General features: G+C 55.2%; 16 protein-coding genes. 10 read left to right on the top strand and 6 right to left on the bottom strand.

Features of this window, described 5'->3' with window-relative positions; all coding sequences use genetic code 11:
* Window positions 1-31: 31 nt before the first annotated feature.
* From murC to mutT, 9 genes are all read left to right on the top strand, one after another.
* Entirely contained in the window at window positions 32-1,510 is a 1,479-nt protein-coding gene (gene murC / locus K6R05_RS15565; protein WP_222924562.1) for a UDP-N-acetylmuramate--L-alanine ligase, read from the top strand.
* Complete coding sequence (locus K6R05_RS15560; RefSeq protein WP_161731620.1) at window positions 1,500-2,420, top strand: D-alanine--D-alanine ligase; 921 nt, start codon at window positions 1,500-1,502, stop codon at window positions 2,418-2,420. The genes murC and K6R05_RS15560 overlap by 11 nt, the downstream gene beginning before the upstream one ends.
* Before the next feature lies 1 nt (window position 2,421).
* Complete coding sequence (gene ftsQ / locus K6R05_RS15555) at window positions 2,422-3,261, top strand: cell division protein FtsQ (protein WP_161731618.1); 840 nt, start codon at window positions 2,422-2,424, stop codon at window positions 3,259-3,261.
* Entirely contained in the window at window positions 3,258-4,514 is a 1,257-nt protein-coding gene (ftsA, locus tag K6R05_RS15550) for a cell division protein FtsA (RefSeq protein ID WP_010253890.1), read from the top strand. The genes ftsQ and ftsA overlap by 4 nt, the downstream gene beginning before the upstream one ends.
* 71 nt (window positions 4,515-4,585) lie before the next feature.
* Window positions 4,586-5,740, top strand: a complete 1,155-nt coding sequence (ftsZ, locus tag K6R05_RS15545) for a cell division protein FtsZ (protein WP_003854738.1) — start codon at window positions 4,586-4,588, stop codon at window positions 5,738-5,740.
* Between the two features lie 101 nt (window positions 5,741-5,841).
* Window positions 5,842-6,759, top strand: a complete 918-nt coding sequence (lpxC, locus tag K6R05_RS15540; RefSeq protein WP_031376704.1) for a UDP-3-O-acyl-N-acetylglucosamine deacetylase — start codon at window positions 5,842-5,844, stop codon at window positions 6,757-6,759.
* 301 nt (window positions 6,760-7,060) lie between these two features.
* On the top strand, window positions 7,061-7,567 hold the full coding sequence (secM, locus tag K6R05_RS15535; protein ID WP_374206929.1) for a secA translation cis-regulator SecM: 507 nt from the start codon (window positions 7,061-7,063) through the stop codon (window positions 7,565-7,567).
* A gap of 74 nt (window positions 7,568-7,641) precedes the next feature.
* Window positions 7,642-10,347 (top strand): preprotein translocase subunit SecA, encoded by a 2,706-nt coding sequence (gene secA / locus K6R05_RS15530; RefSeq protein WP_222924558.1) that lies wholly within the window; start codon window positions 7,642-7,644, stop codon window positions 10,345-10,347.
* Between the two features lie 154 nt (window positions 10,348-10,501).
* On the top strand, window positions 10,502-10,897 hold the full coding sequence (gene mutT, locus K6R05_RS15525) for an 8-oxo-dGTP diphosphatase MutT (RefSeq protein ID WP_222924556.1): 396 nt from the start codon (window positions 10,502-10,504) through the stop codon (window positions 10,895-10,897).
* Between the two features lie 27 nt (window positions 10,898-10,924).
* Here the strand turns inward: mutT and yacG are convergent, their stop codons facing one another.
* The 3 genes from yacG to coaE are packed head-to-tail and all read right to left on the bottom strand — an operon-like array spanning window position 10,925 to window position 12,487.
* Window positions 10,925-11,122, bottom strand: a complete 198-nt coding sequence (gene yacG, locus K6R05_RS15520; protein WP_161731609.1) for a DNA gyrase inhibitor YacG — start codon at window positions 11,120-11,122, stop codon at window positions 10,925-10,927.
* 8 nt (window positions 11,123-11,130) lie between these two features.
* Window positions 11,131-11,874: a cell division protein ZapD gene (zapD, locus tag K6R05_RS15515; protein WP_161731607.1), complete on the bottom strand. Its 744-nt coding sequence runs from the start codon at window positions 11,872-11,874 to the stop codon at window positions 11,131-11,133.
* A 4-nt stretch (window positions 11,875-11,878) separates the two neighbouring features.
* Window positions 11,879-12,487: a dephospho-CoA kinase gene (gene coaE, locus K6R05_RS15510; RefSeq protein ID WP_161731605.1), complete on the bottom strand. Its 609-nt coding sequence runs from the start codon at window positions 12,485-12,487 to the stop codon at window positions 11,879-11,881.
* 234 nt (window positions 12,488-12,721) lie between these two features.
* Here coaE and K6R05_RS15505 point away from each other — a divergent pair, with 234 nt between their 5' ends.
* Window positions 12,722-13,762 (top strand): GMP reductase, encoded by a 1,041-nt coding sequence (locus K6R05_RS15505; RefSeq protein ID WP_161731603.1) that lies wholly within the window; start codon window positions 12,722-12,724, stop codon window positions 13,760-13,762.
* A 25-nt stretch (window positions 13,763-13,787) separates the two neighbouring features.
* On the opposite strand, the gene hofC is transcribed toward K6R05_RS15505, so the two are convergent.
* From hofC to ppdD, 3 genes are read right to left on the bottom strand one after another with little or no spacing between them, the layout of a single operon-like run.
* Window positions 13,788-14,987, bottom strand: a complete 1,200-nt coding sequence (gene hofC, locus K6R05_RS15500; protein ID WP_222924553.1) for a protein transport protein HofC — start codon at window positions 14,985-14,987, stop codon at window positions 13,788-13,790.
* Complete coding sequence (gene gspE, locus K6R05_RS15495) at window positions 14,980-16,365, bottom strand: type II secretion system protein GspE (RefSeq protein ID WP_222924551.1); 1,386 nt, start codon at window positions 16,363-16,365, stop codon at window positions 14,980-14,982. The genes hofC and gspE overlap by 8 nt, the downstream gene beginning before the upstream one ends.
* Window positions 16,352-16,807 (bottom strand): prepilin peptidase-dependent pilin, encoded by a 456-nt coding sequence (ppdD, locus tag K6R05_RS15490; protein WP_222924549.1) that lies wholly within the window; start codon window positions 16,805-16,807, stop codon window positions 16,352-16,354. Before ppdD ends, gspE begins: the two co-directional genes overlap by 14 nt.
* Between the last annotated feature and the right edge of the window lie 102 nt (window positions 16,808-16,909).

Genomic DNA, 16,909 nt, shown 5'->3' with positions numbered 1-16,909 from the left:
TACAAACTGAAATAGCAGGTAACTGAGAGCGATGAATACACAACAATTGGCAAAACTGCGTTCTATCGTGCCTGAGATGCGTCGCGTCCGGCACATCCACTTTGTCGGCATCGGTGGTGCTGGCATGGGCGGTATTGCCGAAGTGTTAGCAAATGAAGGCTACCATATCAGCGGTTCAGATCTGGCCCCTAACCCGGTGACACAGAACCTGATTGCGCTGGGGGCCACCATTTATTTTAACCATCGCCCCGAAAATGTGACCGATGCCAGCGTCGTAGTCGTCTCCAGCGCCGTATCGCAGGATAACCCGGAACTGGTGGCAGCACGTGAGCAGCGTATCCCGGTGATCCGTCGCGCGGAGATGCTGGCTGAACTGATGCGTTTCCGTCACGGCATCGCCGTTGCGGGTACGCATGGCAAAACGACCACCACGGCGATGGTGTCGAGTATTTATGCGGAAGCGGGTCTTGATCCAACCTTCGTTAACGGCGGTCTGGTTAAAGCAGCGGGTACTCATGCGCGTCTGGGTCACAGCCGCTATCTGATTGCCGAAGCAGATGAGAGCGATGCGTCGTTCCTCCATCTGCAGCCGATGGTGGCGATTGTGACCAACATCGAAGCTGACCATATGGACACCTATCAGGGCGATTTTGAGAACCTGAAGCAGACGTTTATTAACTTCCTGCATAACCTGCCGTTTTACGGTCGTGCGGTGATGTGTGTGGACGATGCGGTCATCCGTGATCTGATACCGCGTGTGGGACGTCATATCACCACGTACGGTTTCAGTGACGATGCTGATCTGCGCATTGAAAATTATGAGCAGAGTGGCGCGCAGGGGCATTTCACCCTGATCCGTCAGGACAAGGCGCCACTGCAGATTACGCTGAACGCGCCGGGTCGCCATAACGCCCTGAACGCGGCGGCAGCGGTCGCCGTCGCCACTGAAGAGGGCATTGAAGACACTGCCATACTGGCTGCGCTGGAGAGTTTCCAGGGTACGGGGCGTCGCTTTGATCTGCTGGGTGAATTCCCGACAGAGCCGGTCAATGGACAGCCGGGCAGCGCGATGCTGGTAGATGATTACGGTCATCATCCCACCGAAGTGGACGCGACGATTAAAGCCGCGCGCGCAGGCTGGCCGGATAAAAAACTGGTGATGGTGTTTCAGCCGCACCGTTACAGCCGCACCCGCGATCTGTTTGATGATTTCGCCAACGTGCTGTCGCATGTCGATGTGTTGCTGATGCTGGATGTGTACTCCGCCGGTGAAACCGCGATTCCGGGTGCCGACAGCCGTTCGCTGTGCCGTGCCATTCGTAACCGGGGCAAGGTTGATCCGATTCTGGTGCCGGAACATGACGCGCTGCCGGAGATGCTGGCACCGCTGCTGTCAGGCAATGACCTGATTCTGGTACAGGGCGCCGGTAACGTCGGCAAGGTTGCCCGCAAGCTGGCGGAGACTAAGCTTCAGCCGGAACGCAAAGCGGAGGATCGTCATGGCGGATAAAGTTGCCGTATTAATGGGCGGCACCTCAGCAGAGCGTGAGGTTTCGCTGAACTCGGGTCAGGCCGTCGTCGCCGGACTGCGTGAAATGGGCATCGATGCGCATGGCATTGATACCCGCGATGTGTCGGTGCTGACGCTGAAAGAGCAGGGCTTTACCAAAGCCTTTATCGCGCTGCATGGCCGGGGCGGAGAAGATGGCACAATGCAGGCCGTACTGGAGTTTCTGCAACTGCCTTACACCGGCAGCGGCGTAATGGCATCGGCTGTGACCATGGATAAGCTGCGCACCAAACTGCTGTGGCAGGGTCGCGGATTACCGTCAGGAAAATTTGTCTGGCTGACGCGGCAGCAGTTCGATGCCGGGCTGGATGCCGAGAGCAACGCGGCGATTACAGCGCTGGGTCTGCCACTGTTTGTTAAGCCAGCCTGTGAAGGCTCCAGCGTGGGTATCAGCCGGGTTAACGAGCTGAGCGCGCTGTCTGCCGCACTGGAAATGGCGTTTAAGTACGACAATGACGTACTGGTCGAGGCGTTTCTCAGCGGCGCGGAGTATACCGTCGCGATTGTGGGCGATCATATTCTGCCCTCAATTGAAATAAAGAGCGCCAGTGAGTTCTATGACTATGAAGCTAAATACATTTCTGACGATACTCAGTACGTCTGTCCGGCCGGGTTAAGCGCTGAACGTGAAGCTGAATTACAGCAGCTGGTGCTGGCGGCCTGGCGTGCACTGGGCTGTCGTGGCTGGGGACGGGTTGATGTGATGACGGATGGGGCAGGGAATTTCCAGCTACTGGAAGCCAATACCTCGCCGGGCATGACCAGTCACAGTCTGGTTCCTATGGCAGCGAAACAGGCGGGCATGAGTTTCCCGCAGCTGGTTGCCCATATTCTGGAGCTGGCCGACTGATATGTCACAGGCGGCGATGAGAGTTCGAAACCGTGAACCGCAGGAGCGTATTCGCACCGGGCGCAGTAACGGAGCCCGACTGTTCGGCATTGTTTTTCTGCTGATCGTTATCGGGATTATGGTTGCTGGCGGGCTGGTAGTGTTGAAGTGGATGAACGATGCGTCCCGGCTGCCGCTTTCAAAGCTGGTGGTAACAGGACAGACGCACTACACGACTCACGACGATATCCGTCAGGCGATTCTATCGCTGGGTCCGCCTGGCACGTTTATGTCTCAGGATGTGGATATCCTGCAGCAGCAGATTGAGCGACTGCCGTGGATTAAGCAGGTCAGCGTACGTAAGCAGTGGCCAGACGAACTGAAAATCCATCTGGTGGAGTATACGCCAGTGGCGCGCTGGAACGATTTGCATATGGTGGATGCTGAAGGTGTCTCCTTCAGCGTACCCGCCAGTCATGCCGGCAAAGAGACAATGCCGATGTTGTATGGGCCTGAAGGGAGTGAGAAAGAGGTCCTGGCGGGCTATCACAGCATGGATGATGTGCTGAAAGCCCGGAAGTTTACTCTGAAGGTGGCGTCGATGACGGCCCGTCGTTCATGGCAGCTGGTTACCAGTGATGATGTACGCATCGAACTGGGGCGCAGCGACACTATGAAACGACTGAATCGCTTTATTGAGCTCTACCCGGTGCTGCAACAGCAAGGTCAGAACGAGAGCAAACGTATCAGCTACGTGGATTTGCGATACGACTCTGGCGCTTCTGTTGGCTGGACACCGGTCGTGATGGAGCCACAGGACAGTAATCAGCAACAGAACCAGGCACAGGCTAAACAACAATGATCAAGGCAACGGACAGAAAACTGGTAGTTGGACTCGAAATCGGCACTGCAAAGGTTGCCGCCCTGGTTGGGGAAGTTCTGCCCGATGGTATGGTCAACATTATTGGGGTGGGCAGTTGCCCTTCCCGCGGTATGGATAAAGGTGGCGTAAACGACCTTGAGTCGGTGGTGAAATGCGTTCAGCGCGCCATCGATCAGGCTGAGCTGATGGCAGATTGCCAGATCTCCTCCGTCTACCTTGCTTTATCGGGCAAACATATCAGTTGTCAGAACGAAATCGGGATGGTTCCGATTTCGGAAGAGGAAGTGACTCAGGATGATGTAGAGAACGTTGTACATACCGCCAAATCGGTAAGAGTACGTGACGAGCACCGCATCCTGCACGTGATTCCTCAGGAATACGCAATTGATTATCAGGAAGGGATTAAGAATCCGGTCGGACTGTCCGGCGTGCGCATGCAGGCAAAAGTGCACCTGATCACCTGCCACAACGATATGGCGAAGAACATCGTTAAAGCCGTTGAGCGTTGCGGACTGAAAGTGGATCAGCTGATTTTTGCCGGCCTCGCCTCCAGTTTTGCGGTTCTGACTGAAGACGAACGTGAGCTGGGCGTCTGTGTTGTCGATATTGGTGGCGGTACAATGGACATAGCCGTATATACCGGCGGCGCTTTACGGCACACTAAGGTGATTCCGTATGCAGGCAACGTTGTCACCAGCGATATCGCGTATGCGTTTGGTACACCACCAACGGATGCTGAGGCGATTAAAGTGCGCCATGGTTGCGCGCTGGGCTCGATTGTCGGCAAAGATGAGAACGTTGAAGTGCCGAGCGTAGGCGGACGTCCACCGCGCAGCCTGCAACGTCAGACGCTGGCGGAAGTGATTGAGCCGCGTTATACCGAACTTTTGAATCTGGTCAATGACGAGATTCTGCAGTTACAGGAACAACTGCGTCAGCAGGGCGTGAAACATCATCTGGCCGCAGGCATTGTCCTGACCGGTGGTGCAGCGCAAATCGAAGGACTGGCGGCCTGTGCGCAACGCGTATTCCATACGCAGGTGCGTATCGGACAGCCGCTGAATATTACCGGCCTGACTGACTATGCGCAGGAATCGTACTACTCCACCGCCGTGGGACTGTTGCATTACGGCAAAGAGTCGCACATGAACGGTGATGCAGAGACCGAAAAACGGGTTTCAGTAGGTAACTGGTTCAAGCGTATTAACAGTTGGTTAAAAAAAGAGTTTTAATTTTTGTGAAAGGGGATCATGCTGTTTTCTTTAGTGATCTCCAGGCGACAGGCACATAACGGAGAGAAATCATGTTTGAACCTATGGAATTAACCAACGACGCGGTGATTAAAGTCATCGGCGTCGGTGGCGGCGGCGGTAACGCCGTAGAGCACATGGTACGCGAACGTATCGAAGGTGTGGAATTCTTTGCTGTGAATACCGACGCGCAAGCGCTGCGTAAAACAGCTGTCGGCCAGACCATCCAGATCGGTAATAACATTACCAAAGGTCTGGGTGCGGGTGCGAACCCGGAAGTGGGCCGTAACTCTGCAGAAGAAGATCGCGAAGCACTGCGGGCTGCGCTGGAAGGGGCAGACATGGTCTTCATCGCAGCAGGCATGGGCGGCGGTACCGGTACCGGTGCAGCGCCTGTGGTCGCTGAAGTGGCCAAGGATCTCGGTATCCTGACGGTGGCGGTTGTCACCAAGCCATTCAACTTCGAAGGCAAGAAACGCATGGCGTTTGCCGAGCAGGGGATCGCTGAACTCTCCAAGCATGTCGATTCACTGATCACCATTCCAAACGACAAGCTGCTGAAAGTGCTGGGTCGTGGCATTTCCCTGCTGGATGCGTTTGGCGCGGCCAATGACGTGCTGAAAGGCGCAGTACAGGGTATCGCCGAACTGATCACCCGTCCGGGCCTGATGAACGTCGACTTTGCTGACGTGCGTACAGTGATGTCCGAAATGGGCTATGCAATGATGGGTTCAGGCGTGGCGTGCGGTGAAGATCGTGCGGAAGAAGCGGCTGAAATGGCGATCTCCAGCCCGCTGCTGGAAGATATCGACCTGTCAGGTGCCCGTGGCGTGCTGGTCAACATTACTGCGGGCTTCGACCTGCGTCTGGATGAGTTCGAAACCGTGGGTAACACTATCCGCGCCTTCGCTTCTGACAACGCGACCGTGGTAATCGGTACGTCGCTGGATCCGGAAATGAACGATGAACTGCGCGTTACCGTGGTGGCAACCGGTATCGGTATGGACAAGCGTCCGGAAATCACCCTGGTGACGAACAAGCCAGCCAGTCAGCCTGTGATGGATCATCGCTATCAGCAGCACGGTATGTCACCGCTGCCGCAGGAGCAGAAGCCTGCTGCCAAAGTCGTTAACGACCAGGCTGCGCAGTCGAATAAAGAGCCAGACTATCTTGATATTCCGGCCTTTTTACGTAAGCAGGCCGACTAGGATTAACCCTATAATTGGGATTCTCCGCTCTTTGTGCTAAAGTGTCTGTCCGCTGGTAAAGTATACTGGCGGTCGGAAAGGTGATACTGCGAGATAATGCGATGATCAAACAAAGGACATTAAAACGTATTGTTCAGGCGACTGGTGTCGGTTTACATACCGGCAAAAAAGTCACACTGACATTACGCCCTGCGTCGGCTAATACCGGGGTCATCTATCGTCGCACCGACTTGAATCCACCGGTAGATTTTCCGGCTGATGCAAAATACGTGCGCGACACCATGCTGAGTACCTGCCTGGTGAACGATGAAGGCGTGCGTATTTCAACGGTTGAACACCTTAATGCCGCCCTGGCGGGTCTCGGTATTGACAACATTATTGTTGAAGTCGATGCGCCAGAAATCCCGATCATGGATGGCAGCGCAGCACCGTTTATCTATCTGCTGATGGATGCGGGCATCGAGCAGCTCAACAGCGCGAAGAAATTTGTGCGTGTTAAGCAGACCGTGCGTGTGGAAGAGGGTGACAAATGGGCTGAGATCAAACCGTACAACGGTTTCTCACTCGATTTCACCATCGACTTCAAGCACCCGGCTATCGATTCCAGCTCACAGCGCTATGCGATGAACTTCTCTGCTGACGCCTTTGTTCGTCAAATCAGCCGGGCGCGTACATTTGGCTTTATGCGTGAAATCGAATATCTGCAGTCTAAAGGCCTGTGCCTGGGCGGTAGCTTAGATTGTGCGATAGGTCTGGATGATTTCCGCGTACTGAATGAAGAAGGTCTGCGTTTTGAAGACGAGTTTGTCCGTCACAAAATGCTGGACGCGATTGGCGACTTGTTTATGTGTGGTCACAACATCATTGGCGCATTCACTGCGTTCAAATCGGGCCACGCGCTGAACAACAAGCTGCTGCAAGCAGTTCTGGCTAAGCAGGAAGCCTGGGAATGGGCAACCTTCGAAGACGAAGCCGAACTGCCGCTGGCATTCAAAGCACCGAATCTGGTTCTGGCTTAACTACCCCAGAACGTGAAACGGCTGGTTATGCTGACACCCTCTCCGGTCAGCGGCACCAGCCGTTTTTTTATTGCCTTCCATAACACACCTGATAACGGCGACCTCGCCCGCAAAGCGTTGTCTGTTCTGCTGAATTGCTGAACAATCACACGCGTTTTCTCTCGCCGCCTCTTTAATCCCAGGTGTGGATGCCCCACATTAATGTTACTATCTGTGGCGCTTTTACAGGCCGAAATCCGTTGCGGCTCGCGGCGGATACCAGAAAACAAGAGCGCAACAGAGCATGCGCGATGGAAAGGTTGTGATCGGGATTCTTCTGCGCTGGCGACAATTAGGTAGACGCTACTTCTGGCCCCATCTCCTGTTAGGGATGGTAGCGGCCAGCTTTGGCCTGCCAGCCTGTGCGCAAAGCTCCGAACTCAACGCCTCGTCTGAATCGCCGGCCAGCAGTCTCTTTCTGGGCAATGCTACCCGCTTTGATCATTTAATCCGGCTTCAGGAAGTATCCCGGCGACCGAGCTTCAGCGTGGATTACTGGCATCAGCACGCCATCCGCACCGTTATCCGTCACCTCTCTTTCACGCTGGCACCTCAGGTGCAGGCGGAGCAACAGCAATTACCGCTGGCGGCACAAAAGCTGGCGCTGATCGACTCACTGCATAATTTACTGACATCACATTCTGCGCTGCACACTGCACCGCAGCAGATATCTGCCCCCCCTCTTTTCATGGCCGCTACCCGCTCATGGGTAGAATGGCATGCCAGTGTGCATGGCATTCGCGCCGGACCCGCCCGATTGTTCTGCTAATATTTTTGGTTTTATTCACTCTGTTTAGATTTCGCAGTCCGGAATGCGCCGGCTGAATTGAGAATATATTTACTATGTTAAGCAAAATATTGACCAAGGTTTTTGGTAGCAGTAACGATCGTACGCTGCGCCGTATGCGCAAAGTGGTGGACGTCATCAATAAGATGGAGCCCGATTTTGAGAAGCTCACTGACGATGAACTGAAAGCGAAAACCGACGAGTTCCGCGAGCGCCTGAAAAAAGGTGAATCGCTGGAAAGCCTGATCCCTGAAGCGTTCGCGACCGTGCGTGAAGCGAGTAAACGTGTGTTCGGTATGCGTCACTTCGACGTGCAGCTGATCGGCGGCATGGTGCTGAACGATCGCTGCATCGCTGAGATGCGTACCGGTGAAGGTAAAACCCTGACCGCAACGCTGCCAGCCTATCTGAATGCACTCTCTGGCAAAGGCGTTCACGTCGTGACCGTCAACGACTATCTGGCACAGCGTGATGCGGAAAACAACCGTCCACTGTTTGAGTTCCTGGGGTTAAGCATCGGTATCAACATGTCGGGTCTGCCAGCGGTGGCGAAGCGTGAAGCTTACGCTGCTGATATTACCTACGGCACCAACAACGAATATGGCTTTGATTACCTGCGCGACAACATGGCTTTCAGCCCGGAAGAGCGCGTGCAGCGTAAACTGCACTATGCGCTGGTGGATGAGGTCGACTCCATCCTGATCGATGAAGCGCGTACGCCGCTGATTATCTCCGGTCCGGCAGAAGACAGTTCTGAGCTTTATACCAAAGTGAACAAAATCATCCCTCATCTGGTACGCCAGGATAAAGAAGATACCGAAACCCATCAGGGTGAAGGCGACTTCTGGGTTGATGAGAAAGCGCGTCAGGCTCATATGTCTGAGCGTGGTCTGGTGAAAGTGGAGGAGCTGCTGGTCAGCCAGGGCATCATGGAAGCAGGCGAGTCTCTCTACTCACCGACCAACATCATGCTGATGCACCACGTCACTGCGGCGCTGCGTGCGCACGCACTCTTTACCCGCGATGTTGATTACATCGTGAAAGATGGCGAAGTAGTGATTGTTGATGAGCACACCGGCCGTACCATGCAGGGCCGTCGCTGGTCCGATGGTCTGCATCAGGCGATTGAAGCGAAAGAAGGCGTTGAGATTCAGAACGAGAACCAGACGCTGGCCTCTATCACCTTCCAGAACTACTTCCGTATTTACGAGAAGCTGGCCGGTATGACCGGTACTGCCGATACCGAAGCGTTCGAATTCAGCTCTATTTACAAGCTCGACACCATTGTGGTGCCGACTAACCGTCCGATGGTGCGTAAAGATCTGGCCGACCTGGTCTACATGACCGAGAAAGAGAAGATCGATGCCATTATCGAAGATATCCGTGAGCGTACTGCCAACGGTCAGCCAGTGCTGGTGGGAACCATCTCGATTGAAAAATCAGAAGTGGTTTCTAACGAACTGACCCGTGCCGGTATCAAACATAACGTCCTGAACGCCAAATTCCACGCCCGCGAAGCGGATATCGTGGCGCAGGCCGGTCAGCCGGGTGCGGTCACTATTGCTACCAACATGGCCGGACGTGGTACGGATATTATGCTGGGCGGTAGCTGGCATGCCGAGGTGGCTGAACTGGAAGAGCCAACTGAAGCGCAAATCGAAGAGATCAAAGCGGCATGGCAGATTCGTCATGATGCGGTGCTGGCGTCAGGTGGTTTGCACATCGTCGGTACTGAGCGTCACGAATCACGTCGTATCGATAACCAGCTGCGCGGTCGTGCCGGCCGTCAGGGTGATGCTGGTTCTTCACGTTTCTACCTGTCGATGGAAGATGCGCTGATGCGTATTTTCGCCTCAGACCGCGTCTCCAACATGATGCGTAAACTGGGCATGAAGCCAGGCGAAGCGATTGAGCATCCATGGGTCACCAAAGCGATTGCCAATGCACAGCGCAAAGTTGAAAGCCGTAACTTCGATATTCGTAAGCAACTGCTGGAATATGATGATGTGGCGAATGACCAGCGTCGCGCAATCTACAGTCAGCGTAATGAGCTGCTGGATGTGTCTGATGTTAGCGAAACCATTAACAGCATTCGTCACGATGTTTACAAAGTGACGATTGATACCTACATTCCGCCACAGTCGCTGGAAGAAATGTGGGACGTGCCAGGCCTGGAAGAGCGTCTGCGTGCTGACTTCGATCTGAACCTGCCGATTGCAGAGTGGCTGGATAAAGAGCCTGACCTGCACGAAGAAGTGCTGCGTGAGCGCATCATGACCCACGCCACGGAAAGCTACGCTGAGAAAGAGCAGATCGTTGGCGCAGAGATGATGCGCAACTTCGAAAAAGGCGTGATGCTGCAGACGCTGGATTCATTGTGGAAAGAGCATCTGGCTGCGATGGACTACCTGCGTCAGGGTATTCATCTGCGCGGCTATGCGCAGAAAGATCCTAAGCAGGAGTACAAGCGTGAATCCTTCGCCATGTTTGCTGCGATGCTTGAATCACTGAAATATGAAGTGATCAGTACGCTGAGCAAAGTGCAGGTGCGTATGCCAGAAGAAGTTGAAGCGATGGAGCAACAGCGTCGTGAGGAAGCTGAACGTCTGGCGCAGCAACAGCAGCTAAGCCATGTAGAAGAAGATCTGCTGGCAGCCGAGCCTGTGGCGGAGCAGAGTGGCGAACGCAAAGTCGGCCGCAACGACCCCTGCCCATGTGGTTCCGGCAAAAAGTACAAACAGTGCCATGGCCGTATTGCCTGAGACTGAATGCTGATGAAAAAGGAGCCAATGGCTCCTTTTTTTATGCGCTCTGCTAACGTAATCTCTGCGCCAGCGCTGAGCTAAAGCGGTTAACTTCCGCTCCGGCATGCTCTAGAATCAGCCTTCATTCACCTATGACGACCGGATAGTTTCCATGAAGCACCTGCAGGTTGCAGTTGGCATCATTCGCAATGCCAATAAACAGATTTTCCTTGCCCAGCGCGCGGCAAGCTCTTACATGGCGAACAAGTGGGAGTTTCCTGGCGGTAAGATTGAAGCGGGCGAAAGCGCCGAACAGGGACTGATCAGGGAGCTACACGAAGAGACCGGGATTGACGTCACTGAGGCGCGCCCGATTGGTCATGCAGACCACAGCTATGACGATCTGCGCGTAACGCTGCATTTCTTTCTGGTTGAAGGGTGGAACGGCGAGCCGTGGGGCAAAGAGGGTCAGCCACAGCGTTGGGTTGATCAGCATGCGCTGGTGGCGGAGGAGTTTCCACCCGCGAATCACCAGCTGATTGCGCGACTGGTCGCGAGCGAACTCTGACTGAATGGGGCAGTGCGCCCCATCTTATCAACGATCTTCTTCACTCCAGTTGTCACTGTCGTTCATGTCGTTGCTGCTGGGAATGCGTTTTTCTTCTGCGGCCCATTCCCCTAAATCGATGAGCTGGCAGCGCTTACTGCAAAAAGGGCGCCACGGGCTGAGCTCATCCCAGATCACATCTTTGCCGCACTGCGGACAGGAAACGGTCATCACTTCTTGCTGCATTTTTACCTCTAACAACAGGCCAGTTGAAAATTAAGGCGGGCCGGAACTTCACCACGCTCACTATCAAGCGGCATAAAACGAATGGCGTAGCGGCTTTTATGTCCGGACACCTGTGGATAGAGCGCATCCTCCAGCGACAACTGCAGTCGCAGCAGATCGGCGCCTTCGGCATTATCCTGATAAAAACCATTAAGGCTGGTCTGCACATGAAACGCGCCAGACTGGCGGATCAGATCCAGTATCATCGCCAGCGCATGATGCAGTGGCTCCAGCGTCAACATCCAGGCTTCGACCTGCGCATCGCGTGCTTCCTGCGGCAGATGGAGCCAGATGTGCAGGCCCGGCAAATCAAAGCTGCAGCATCCACCGGGGATGCTCAGACGCTGCCGCACCAGGGCAATCAGACGATCCTCGCGGAGTTGCTGGCCCATACGTGGGGCATTCATCAACTGCGTTGACTGAATTTTGATCTTATCGCGCAGGGCATCCACCAGCGTCATATCGACGCCGGGCACGTCAGCCCACGCCCGTAATTTTTGCTGCTGGCGCTCAAGCTCTTTCAACAGTTCTGTCCGCATATCGCCGCGCTCAAAAATATCGAGCAGCTCGCTAATCAGGCGAAAAAAGGTCAGCGCATTAACGGTTTTATCCAGTGGTGTCGTTTCATCTAACTGATTAATCAAAAACTCAACCCGTAACCAGGTTCGCATTTTTTCATTCAGTGGGTGTTCAAACAGAACGGGTGTGCTCATGGTATTAATCCTGTTTCGTTGCCGCCAGCCTGAGATAGCGCTGATGGAGTTCGGCAACCTGTGGCAAGGCGTCGTCGGGCTCACCACTGTTATCAATAATGTCGTCGGCACAGGCGAGGCGCTGCTGGCGCGTGGCCTGTGCGGCAAGAATACGTTTCGCCTGTTCGACGGAAAGGTGGTCACGTTGCTGGGTGCGCGCTAACTGCGTTGCCTCATCAACATCGACTACCAGCACCCGATCAGCCTGGTGCTGTAACTGATTTTCCACCAGTAATGGCACCACCCAGAGCACATAAGGTGAGGTGGCCTGGGCGATCAGTTCTCGTGTCCGGGCGTTAATCAGCGGATGGAGCAGCGCGTTTAACCAGCTTTTCTCTTCCGGCTGCTGAAAAATAATGTCGCGAAGCTGTTTACGATCAAGCATTCCCTGATCCGTCACGATTGACGCGCCATAGCGTGCCTGAAGAGCCTGCAAAGCGGGCGTGCCAGGCTCAACAACTTCTCGGGCGATCAGGTCAGCGTCAATAATTTCCACACCAGACGCGGCGAATGCCTGGGCAATCGTACTCTTTCCACTGCCGATTCCCCCTGTAAGCGCGACGATATAGGGCATGTTTCTCACCTGACTTCATATTCCGACATAGGTTCAGGGTAATGATCTGGCTAAAAAAGGCAAAAATGCGCGGCAGATCACACCGATAAAGCACAACTAAATTTAACGGATTGTAGCGTAAATAAAGTGTAATTCGCAGTCTTGTCGCGCAGCGAGAGGCGCGTATCATAACGTCACTGGAGCTGTGCTTACTTCGTGAACGACGATTCATTGCCACTTACCAGGACACTGTTTATGCGTATTGAAGAAGATTTGAAACTGGGCTTTAAAGATGTCTTGATCCGCCCCAAACGTTCAACGCTGCAAAGTCGCTCACAGGTTGAGCTTGAGCGCAGCTTTACCTTCAGACATTCAGGTCTCAGCTGGAGCGGCGTACCGATCATCGCCGCCAACATGGATACCGTCGGCACATTTTCAATGGCTGAGGCGCTGGCCAGCTTCAATATCCTCACTGCCGTCCATAAGCATTACAGCGCAGACGACTGGCGGGCGTTTATTCAGCGCGTCCCCGCGACGGTATTGAAACATGTGATGGTTTCAACCGGCACGTCAGAAGCCGACCTCACTAAACTGGTCGCGATTATGGCGCTGTCTGACGATCTGCAGTTTATCTGCATTGACGTGGCCAACGGCTACTCACAGCATTTTGTCGATTTCCTGCAGCGTGCACGTGAAACCTTCCCGACTAAAACTATCTGTGCCGGAAACGTGGTCACAGGCGAAATGGTAGAGGAGCTCATCCTCTCCGGCGCGGATATCGTCAAAGTCGGTATTGGCCCGGGTTCGGTCTGTACAACCCGGGTGAAAACCGGCGTGGGCTATCCGCAGCTTTCTGCAGTCATTGAGTGTGCCGATGCGGCGCATGGCTTAAGCGGACAGATTGTCAGTGATGGCGGTTGTTCCGTGCCGGGTGATATTGCCAAAGCCTTTGGCGGCGGCGCTGACTTTGTGATGCTGGGTGGCATGCTGGCAGCACATGATGAGTGTGAAGGGCAGGTCGTCGAAGAGAATGGCGAAAGCTTTATGCTCTTTTACGGCATGAGTTCCGAATCAGCGATGAAGCGTCACGTTGGTGGTGTCGCCCAGTACCGTGCCGCCGAAGGTAAAACGGTGAAACTGCCATTGCGGGGGCCGGTCGCTGACACCGCGCGCGATATTCTGGGTGGACTGCGTTCTGCCTGTACTTACGTCGGAGCGGAGCGCCTGAAAGAGCTGACCAAGCGCACGACCTTTATCCGCGTTAACGAGCAGGAGAACCGGGTCTTCAACCGATAGGCATCCGGGGCGCAGCCCGCGCCCCTTAATGCATTACATCCCCCAGCCCAAACACCGGCAGATACATTGCAATCACCAGCGTGCCGACAATGCCGCCAATCACCACCATCATTATCGGTTCCAGCGACGCCGCCAGTGTGTCAGCGCGCTCTCGTGTTTCTGCCTCATGCCATTCCGCCAGCCGGGCCAGCATCAAATCCAGTGCGCCCGCCTCTTCCCCAACCCGAACCAGCTGAGCACATAAGGGCGTGAACAGCGGATGCTGCATCAGCGCCTGATGCAGAGGGCTCCCCTGGGCAATATGCTGCTGCAGTCCGGCCATCGCTTCCCGCCAGAGTAATAAGGAGAGCGTGACTTCAACAGCAGCCAGTCCCTGTAACAGCGTTAACCCGGCACGCTGTGTCAGATTCAGAATGGTGTAGATCTGCGTCAGCTGCGTGCCACGCCATAACCCGGAAAGCAGCGGGATGCGCAGGAAAATCGCCTGCTCACGGCGTTGCCAGCCCACAGAGCGTCGTCGTAACTGATGCCAGGCCACCAGCATCAGCGATACGCCGATGGCTAACACCGCTCCCCACTCCTGAAGTGCGGCAGATAACTGCATGACCGTGGCTGTAAAAGCGGGCAGAGGCGCGTCAAAAGAGTCATACACCGCAACGAACTCTGGCAGCACGAACAGCAACATGCCGCAGGTGACAGCGATTGCCACCAGCAGAATGAAGAGCGGATAGCGTAACGCCTTTGCCACCTGATGCCATAACTGCTGCTGGCGGATCTGCTGCTGAGCCAACTCACTGCAGCAAACATCCAGCTGCCCCGTCAGTTCGCCCACTTCCATCAGCGCCGGGTAGAGCGGCGGAAAAATCTGCGGCCATTCACGCAAAGCCTGTGAAAAAGGGGCACCGCTGAGTACCCGATGATGAAGGGCGAGCATCAGAGCCCGCCAGCCTGCATGAGGATGCCCCTCAGCCAGTAAAGCCAGACTTTCTGCCAGTGGCAGGCCCGCTTTGAGCAGGGTAGCCAGCTGACGAATCAGATCGGTTTTGTGCTGCCACGTCCAGTCCCTCTGACGCCAGATTTTTTCCCGCTTCCAGCTCACCGGCAGAAGATCGCGCTGCTCCAGGATGAGTAGCAGGTTGTCAGTGTCGACAGCCAGTAGCTGACCACTGAGTAACTGGCCCTGGCTGTCGACCGCCTGCCAGCTGAATAAAGCTGCGTTAGCCATCGTCCAGCCCAATCACCCGTTGCATCTCTTCCAGCGAGGTATCGCCCCGGCTTACCGCTTCCAGGCCGGAAACCAGTAAAGTGCGCAATCCTTGCTGTTTCGCCAGATTGAGGAGATTCTCCAGCGGCATCTCGGCTGCAATCGCATTCTGCAGTCTGGCATTGATCGGCAGAAGTTCAAACAGCGCCAGCCGGCCAAAATAACCGGAAAAGCAGTGGTCGCACCCGGACGCCCGCCAGGTTTGCAGGGTGCCGGGCCAGAGTTCCGCAGGATAGTGCGCCACCGCCTCAGCGGGTTGACGGCAATGGGGGCAGAGGCGCCGCACCAGACGCTGCGCAACAATCAGTTTCAGCGCCGACCCCAGCAGATAACCGGGAATCCCCATCTGTCGCAGCCGGGTCAGCGTCTCGGCGGTGGAGTTGGTGTGCAGCGTTGACAGTACCAGATGCCCGGTCTGCGCCGCTTTCACCGCAATCTCCGCTGTTTCGGCATCGCGGATCTCGCCCACCATGATCACATCCGGATCCTGTCTCAGCAGCGCCCGCAGCACACGGTTAAAATCAAGACCGTTTTTAGTGTGGATCTGTGTCTGGTTAATGCCGGGCAGCGGAATCTCAATCGGATCTTCAACGCTGCACAGATTTTTTTCTGGTTTATTCAGGGCACTGAGTCCGCTATAAAGCGTAAACGTCTTGCCGCTGCCGGTGGGGCCGGTGACCAGGATCAGTCCCTGCGGCTGGGCCAGTGCGGCACAGAACCGACGCAACTGGGCAGCCGGTAAGCCGAGCTTATCCAGAGACAGCGCCGCGCTTTCACTCTGCAGCAGCCGGACCACCGCTTTCTCGCCACCATAGATGGGTAAGGTCGCCAGGCGAAAAGAGGCGGGTTTACCGGCAATCTCCATGCTGAACTGACCATCCTGCGGTAACCGGCGTTCGGCGATATCCAGCCCGCCAAGGATCTTCAGTCGTGCCAGCAACGCCGCAGGCTGAGTGAAAGGCAGTGAAGAGAGCGGATGCAGTACGCCATCAATACGCAGTCGCACACGCAGACCCTCGCGGCAGGGTTCGATATGCACATCGGAGGCCCGTCGCTCCAGTGCCTGACGCAGGATGAGCTGTGTCGCTTCTATTGCTGACTCGGTGGGTGTCTCTTCGCGCGCCACCAGCCCTTTATCAGCGTGCTGGAGCTGGTCAAGCCGGGCCTGCGGCCAGCATTCGATCTCAATCTGACACTGGCTGGCAAAATTGAGCGCTTCAGCCAGTCCGGGCGGCACGCTCTCCGCAACGGCAACGCGCAGCAGACTGGCATCATGGTGCAGAACCAGAGCGCGATAGCGCTGGCATAATGCCATAATCGTCTCATCAGGATTGCTCATCGCTGGCTCCTTTATCCGCAAAGCGGAATTGTTCCCGGCAATTGTCCCGCAGGCTGGTGTTATTGCTGGTGCAGCTGCGTTGCCAGCTGATGCCGCCCTCTATGCTGTCCCAGATTGGCAACATTTCAACACTCAGGCCATTCAGACTCTCCTGGCCAGTCAGCGTAATCACCCCGTTGGTTACGCTCAGTGCCGAGACATAGCGCGATCCTCTGGCGGCAGGAATACCCGCTTCTCCGGCCTGGCACTGCGTCGGGCCGCCGCGCTCCATGGCGCAAAGCTCTACGGCGGTCTTAAAGGGCACCATGGTTTGCAGCATGTCGGTAAGGGCAGCACGCTGCAGATAATTTTGATAAGCGGGCAGGCCGATGGCACTTAAGATTGCCACAATACCCACCACAATCATCAGTTCAACCAGCGTAAATCCACGTTGATAATTCATCACATCGTCTCCGTATTAAGAAGGCGACAGGGTAAAAATCGGGGACGGTGAAAGACAGTCAGAGATCGGCGAACTGGAAAGCATGATGTGAAGAGATTTCAG

Source organism: Pantoea alfalfae, assembly GCF_019880205.1.
Taxonomy (GTDB): Bacteria; Pseudomonadota; Gammaproteobacteria; order Enterobacterales; family Enterobacteriaceae; genus Pantoea; species Pantoea alfalfae.
This window is presented reverse-complemented; position numbering and strand designations above follow the sequence as displayed.

Coding starts and splice junctions, on each gene's coding strand:
- gspE (WP_222924551.1), bottom strand. CDS start 16,365: ATGAGCAATCCTGATGAGACGATTATGGCATTATGCCAGCGCTATCGC.
- zapD (WP_161731607.1), bottom strand. CDS start 11,874: ATGAGCACACCCGTTCTGTTTGAACACCCACTGAATGAAAAAATGCGA.
- ftsQ (WP_161731618.1), top strand. CDS start 2,422: ATGTCACAGGCGGCGATGAGAGTTCGAAACCGTGAACCGCAGGAGCGT.
- ppdD (WP_222924549.1), bottom strand. CDS start 16,807: ATGAATTATCAACGTGGATTTACGCTGGTTGAACTGATGATTGTGGTG.
- hofC (WP_222924553.1), bottom strand. CDS start 14,987: ATGGCTAACGCAGCTTTATTCAGCTGGCAGGCGGTCGACAGCCAGGGC.
- mutT (WP_222924556.1), top strand. CDS start 10,502: ATGAAGCACCTGCAGGTTGCAGTTGGCATCATTCGCAATGCCAATAAA.
- K6R05_RS15505 (WP_161731603.1), top strand. CDS start 12,722: ATGCGTATTGAAGAAGATTTGAAACTGGGCTTTAAAGATGTCTTGATC.
- lpxC (WP_031376704.1), top strand. CDS start 5,842: ATGATCAAACAAAGGACATTAAAACGTATTGTTCAGGCGACTGGTGTC.
- secA (WP_222924558.1), top strand. CDS start 7,642: ATGTTAAGCAAAATATTGACCAAGGTTTTTGGTAGCAGTAACGATCGT.
- yacG (WP_161731609.1), bottom strand. CDS start 11,122: ATGCAGCAAGAAGTGATGACCGTTTCCTGTCCGCAGTGCGGCAAAGAT.
- K6R05_RS15560 (WP_161731620.1), top strand. CDS start 1,500: ATGGCGGATAAAGTTGCCGTATTAATGGGCGGCACCTCAGCAGAGCGT.
- ftsA (WP_010253890.1), top strand. CDS start 3,258: ATGATCAAGGCAACGGACAGAAAACTGGTAGTTGGACTCGAAATCGGC.
- ftsZ (WP_003854738.1), top strand. CDS start 4,586: ATGTTTGAACCTATGGAATTAACCAACGACGCGGTGATTAAAGTCATC.
- murC (WP_222924562.1), top strand. CDS start 32: ATGAATACACAACAATTGGCAAAACTGCGTTCTATCGTGCCTGAGATG.
- coaE (WP_161731605.1), bottom strand. CDS start 12,487: ATGCCCTATATCGTCGCGCTTACAGGGGGAATCGGCAGTGGAAAGAGT.